At 70.2% G+C, this 5264-nt stretch carries 4 protein-coding genes; 3 read left to right on the top strand and 1 reads right to left on the bottom strand.

The annotated features are described in order from the left end of the window. From DD1DGNOD_RS24625 to DD1DGNOD_RS24615, 3 genes are all read left to right on the top strand, one after another. On the top strand, nucleotides 1-1058 hold a 1058-nt coding region (locus DD1DGNOD_RS24625; RefSeq protein WP_206443412.1), incomplete at its 5' end, for a vanadium-dependent haloperoxidase. A 196-nt stretch (nucleotides 1059-1254) separates the two neighbouring features. Beyond that, complete coding sequence (locus DD1DGNOD_RS24620; RefSeq protein ID WP_131771134.1) at nucleotides 1255-3006, top strand: serine/threonine-protein kinase; 1752 nt, start codon at nucleotides 1255-1257, stop codon at nucleotides 3004-3006. Nucleotides 3007-3258: 252 nt separating this feature from the next. Beyond that, entirely contained in the window at nucleotides 3259-3888 is a 630-nt protein-coding gene (locus tag DD1DGNOD_RS24615; protein ID WP_131768754.1) for a TetR/AcrR family transcriptional regulator, read from the top strand. A gap of 72 nt (nucleotides 3889-3960) precedes the next feature. Here DD1DGNOD_RS24615 and DD1DGNOD_RS24610 read toward each other — a convergent pair whose 3' ends face one another. Then, nucleotides 3961-5109 (bottom strand): acyl-CoA dehydrogenase family protein, encoded by a 1149-nt coding sequence (locus tag DD1DGNOD_RS24610; protein WP_131768753.1) that lies wholly within the window; start codon nucleotides 5107-5109, stop codon nucleotides 3961-3963. Nucleotides 5110-5264 lie beyond the last annotated feature (155 nt).

The following is a 5264-nucleotide window of genomic DNA, read 5'->3' as shown; positions in this document are numbered from 1 at the left end:
GGCCGGCTTCGCACAGCCGCGCGTTCACCACGGCCGCGTTCACCACGGCCGCGTTCACCACGGCCGCGGTCGCGACCGCCGTCCACGACAGCCTTGTCGCGCTGGTTCCCGCGCGCACGGCCGACCTCGACGCGGCGCTGGCCGCCACGCTGGGCCAGGTCCCGGACGGCAAGGGCAAGACTGCCGGTGTCGGCGCTGGCCAACGCTCCGCGCGCAAGCTGCTCGCCGAACGCGCCGGCGACGGACTCGACGTCGCATCGGTGAACGTCCCCTACACCCCGCCGCCGGAGGCACCGGGCGTCTGGCGTCCGACGCCACCGGCGTACGCCCCTGCGGTGCAGTCCGGCCAGGGCAGGGGACGGACGTTCCTGCTTGGGCGGGCCGACCGGTTCCGCCCCGGACCACCTGCCCCCCTCGGATCACCGCAGTACCGCAGCGACCTCGCCGAGATCCGCGCGGTCGGAGCCGTCGACAGCACCGTCCGCACCCGGGAGCAGAGCGACGTCGCGAACTTCTGGGCGCAGACCTCCCTCGCCGGTTACACCTCCATCCTGCGTGGCCTGCTCACCCAGACCGGCGGACGGCCGCCGACGTGGCGGGCCGGTCTGGTGGCCACGTTCCACGAGGTGACGATCGATGCCCAGATCGCCGTCTACGAGGCGAAGTACATCTATGTGCGGTGGCGCCCCGTCACCGCCATCCGCGTCGCCGACACCGACGGTGACCCCACCACCGCGCCCGATCCGGCCTGGACGCCGCTCATCACCACTCCCGCACACCCCGAATACCCCAGCGGGCACACCACCTACGCTGGTGCGGCCCAGCGGGTGCTGGAGGCGTTCACCGGTACTGGTCCGCAACAGCCGATCAGCGTGACCAGCACGACCGCGCCCGGGGTCAGCCGGACCTACACCTCCTGGCGGCAGGCCACCGACGACAACGTCAACGCCCGGGTCTGGTCGGGCATCCACTTCCGTAGCACCGACGTCATCGGCGCCGAACTCGGCCGGAAGGTCGCCTCCTACGACCTCCACCGGCTCGGGCTCGGGCTCGGGTAGGACCCCAGCAGGAGGGTCCGACGAACAGCGGGTCGAACGGATCCGACGGTGCGTGCTTCCCGGCCTGTCACGCGAACGACCTTCTGTCTGCCGTGCGACGTCGCAAAGCTAGGATCGCGGCAGCTTCTGCTGAGGATATGGATGTTTTCGTGATGGTGGGCGGTAGTAGGTACCGTCCGGGGGTGAACACCAAGCCGTGATCGTTGATCGTGCGCGGATAGGCGCCGTGTTGCCCGCCTACGAGCTGGGCGCCGAGCTCGGTACCGGTGCGTTCGGGCTGGTGCTCGCGGGCCGGCACCGCCGGCTGGACCGTCACGTGGCCATCAAGGTGCTGGCCGCGGGCCATGACGGTGCGGTCACCGACTTCGCCGCCGAGGCGCGGCTGCTCGCCGGTATCGATCACCCGCATGTGGTCCGGGTCTACGACTACGTCGAGACCGGCGACCTGCATCTGATCATCATGGAGTTGCTGGGCGGGGGGACGTTGACCCGCCGCCGGGTGGGCCTGCCGCAGGAGGATGCCTGCGCGGTCGGTCTGGCGGTGGCCGCGGCGTTGTCCTGCGCACACGGCCAGGGGATGCTGCACCGAGACATCAAGACCGACAACATGCTGTTCGACACCACGGGTCTGCTGAAGGTGACCGACTTCGGGATCGCGAAGATCGTCGAAGGGTCGGCGGCCACTGCCAGCGCGCTCGTGGGGACTCCGGCCTACATGGCTCCCGAACAGATCACAGGAGGCCGGTTGGGGCCGGCCACCGACCTGTACGCGCTCGGGATCGTGCTCTACCAGCTGCTGGCCGGCGTGGCGCCGTTCGACCCGAAACTGCCAGTGCGCGCACTGTGGCAGCATCACCTCGACACCATCCCCACGCCGCCGGTCGGGGTTCCCGCCCCGGTCGCAGAGGTGGTCCTGCGCGCCCTGGCCAAGGACCCGGCCGCCCGCCAGCCCTCCGCCCACGCCTTCGCCCTCGACCTGGCCCACGCTGCCGCTGGCGCCTACGGCCCGGACTGGACTGCCCGCTCCAGCATCCGGCTCCGCCTCGATGATGACGTCCGCGAGGCTGCCGGCCATTCCTCTGCGCCCACCGGGCCGGTGCCACCCACGACCAGGCGCATACCCACGCCTCCACCGCCGCCGGCCGCTGCTTTCAACAAGCAGCAACCACCCTCTCATCAGACCGGTGGCCGCGATCCCGATCCGGGAGCCGGCCACGGCGCGCAGCCTCCCTGGCCGCGCACGCTGACCATGGAGTCGCCAGCCATGCCCGGGAACGGCAACCAGACCCGTGTACCCCGACGCCGTCTGCGCTGGGCGTTCGCCACCGTCCTCCTCCTCGCCGCCATCGCTGCCGCGGCCATCTCCATCGCCACCTTCACCGGCGACGACAATTCCCCGCAGGCCGAGGCGCTACAGGCCGGGGCGCCGTGTCCTACGTCTCCCGCCGTCCCCAGCCCCGCCAACTGCCTATCCACGGACACCGCAACCACTTCATCGGTGAGTGACACCGATCGCTCGTCGGCCGGTTCACCCAGCCCGGCCGTCCCTTCGGCTTCGAGCAGCGCCTCTTCCGGAGCTTCTGGGACGTCTGGAACTTCCGGAACAACTTCGAAGCTCTGGGCCGAGGCGAACGCGGTGTTGACCGCGATAGACGGCGTGGCTACCTCGGTGCGCGCCGAAACGCTGTCCTACTGCATTTCCGTGGGCCACGGAATCACATTGTCCAGCGGACAGGACATCGCCTTCGAGAAAATGAGGAGCATAGAGGTTCTGCGCTCGGACGACCAGTTCGCCCCGAATGGCAAGGCCGATGTGGTCGTCACCCTCCTCAGCGGCGGGACGGCGCGGGGCGGCATCGGGTCCGGTTGTGATTTCTTCGGCACCAACGACCTGGGTCGTTTCAGCATATATCCGCAGCGCCTGAAGCGAATAGATTTTCAGCGTTAGCCGGAGCGGCCGAAGGTCGCGACCATGCTTTTCTCGCGCCCGCGGTTTCTGCCGGATCATTCTGACGGGGACGGCCGTCCCGGAGCCGGTGGGCAGCCGCTGGCCGAAACGGCCGGCAGCACGGCCGGTCGCCGGCGATGACGAGGACCCGCCCGGGCGTTCCCCGTCCGCCGCGGACCGGCCGGGCGACCACGACGTCGCCGTGCCGAACGTCTCCGGCCTGGGCCGGTAGGCCGGTAGGTTGTACTGGTCATGACCGTGCCACTTGACGGCCCGCTGTGGCCACAGCCCGGAGGTCGCCGCACGTCCCGGCAGTCCGACCTGTTCGACCGGCTCGTCGAGATTTTCCTGCGCGAGGGGTTCGCGCACTTCACATTGGCTGATCTCGCCGCGCGTCTGCGCTGTTCGAAGTCGAGCCTTTATGCGCTGGCACACAGCAAGGAGCAACTTGCCGTCGCGGTCGTCGTCCACTTCTTCCGTACCGCCGCGGCGGAGGTGGAGCGGCGGGTGGACGAGGCCGCGGATCCGGGTGAGCGGGTCGGTGCCTACCTTGCTGCCGTGGCGGAGGAGCTGAAACCGGCGTCCGAGGCTTTTCGGCGGGACCTCGCGGCCTTCCCGCCAGCCCGTGACGTCTACGAGCTCAACACGCGGATCGCGGCGGCGCGGATCCGCATGCTCGTCGCCGAAGGGGTGGCCGGCGGGGCCTTCCGTGATGTGCACGCGTCCTTTGTCGGGCACGTCGCGACCCTCGCCATGGTCGCCATTCAGCAAGGTGAGATCGCGGGTGTCACCGGCCTTTCCGATGCCGACGCCTATGCCGAACTCGCGAAGTTGCTGTTGCACGGGGTCGTCCGGGAAACGGATTTCGGACGGCCCGCCTGACGGCGTGGGATGCGGTCCGTCCGACGGTGTGGTACGACGGCGCCAGGCCGGCCGGACCGGTCGGGCCGCGGGTCAGGAACGGGCGAGGTGCCGGCTTATGACAAGCCGCTGGATCTGGTTGGTGCCTTCGAAGATCTGCATGACCTTGGCTTCGCGCATGTACCGCTCGACCGGGTAGTCGTGGGTGTAACCGGCGCCGCCGAGAACCTGGACGGCGTCTTCGGTGACTTTCATGGCGGCGTCGGTGGCGACCAGCTTGGCGATGCTGGCCTGGCGGGAGAACGGGAGCCCGGCGTCGCGCCGGCGTGCGGCGGCGAGCGTGGTGGCACGTGCCGCTTCCACGGCGGCGGCCATGTCGGCGAGCAGGAATCCGAGTCCCTGATGTTCGATGATCGGCTTGCCGAAGCTCGTGCGTTGCAGGGCGTAGGCGACCGCGTCGTCGAGGGCGCGTTGGGCCAGCCCGACGGCGGTGGCGGCGATCCCGAGGCGGCCGGAGTCCAGGGCGGACAGGGCGATCGGGAGCCCCTGCCCGGGCTGCCCGACCAGCCGGTCGGCAGGCAGGCGGACGTCGGAGAAGTTCATGATGGCGGTGGGGGAGCCCATCAGCCCCATCTTCTTCTCCGGCGGCTGGGAGGTCAGGCCGTCGCTCGCGGCGTCGGCGACGAAGCAGGAGATGCCGCCGGAGCGGTCGTCGGAGGTGCGGGCGAAGACGGTGTAGAAGTCCGCCACTCCGCCGTGGGTGACCCACGCCTTGGTTCCGGACAGCAGGAAGCCGCCGTCCGCGGTGCTGGTCGCGCGGGTGCGTATCGCGCCCGGGTCCGAGCCGGCATGCGGCTCGGACAGGCAGTAGGCGCCGAGCAGTTCGCCGCCGAGCAGCTGCGGGAGCAGGGTGTCGCGTTGCGCCGGGCTGCCGGCGATGGCCAGTGGGTAGCAGGACAGCGCGTGCACGCTGACGCCGACGGCGACCGCCGCCCACCGGTAGGCGATCTCCTCCAGGACCTGCAGATACACCTCGAAGGGCTGACCGCCGCCGCCGACCTCCTCGGGGTAGGGCAGGCTCAGCAGCCCGGCCCGGCCCAGCACCGTGAACGCGTCGCGGGGGAAGCGGCCGGCCGCCTCCCACTCCACCACCCGCGGCTCGAGCTCCTTCTCGGCGATTGTCCTGGCGAGCTCGATCAGCTCGCGCGCCTCGTCCGAGGGCAGAAGACGCTCCGCGGGCATCCGGACCTCCTGGTGACCAGGGAATTGGTACTCGAATTAGTACCAGAGTACTGCCGGATTCTTTTCCGGTACCTCCACGAACGCGGCACTCACCGCCGGAACCGCCGCCGCGCCCGGCTTGGCCACCGGGCTGTCCACGCTGTCCACGGTCCAGC

This window comes from Candidatus Protofrankia californiensis (genome assembly GCF_900634765.1).
Lineage (GTDB): Bacteria > Actinomycetota > Actinomycetes > Frankiales > Frankiaceae > Protofrankia > Protofrankia californiensis.
Note: the sequence above shows the minus strand (reverse complement) of the source record. Positions and strands in the feature narration are given on the sequence as shown.

Coding starts and splice junctions, on each gene's coding strand:
- DD1DGNOD_RS24615 (WP_131768754.1), top strand. CDS start 3,259: ATGACCGTGCCACTTGACGGCCCGCTGTGGCCACAGCCCGGAGGTCGC.
- DD1DGNOD_RS24610 (WP_131768753.1), bottom strand. CDS start 5,109: ATGCCCGCGGAGCGTCTTCTGCCCTCGGACGAGGCGCGCGAGCTGATC.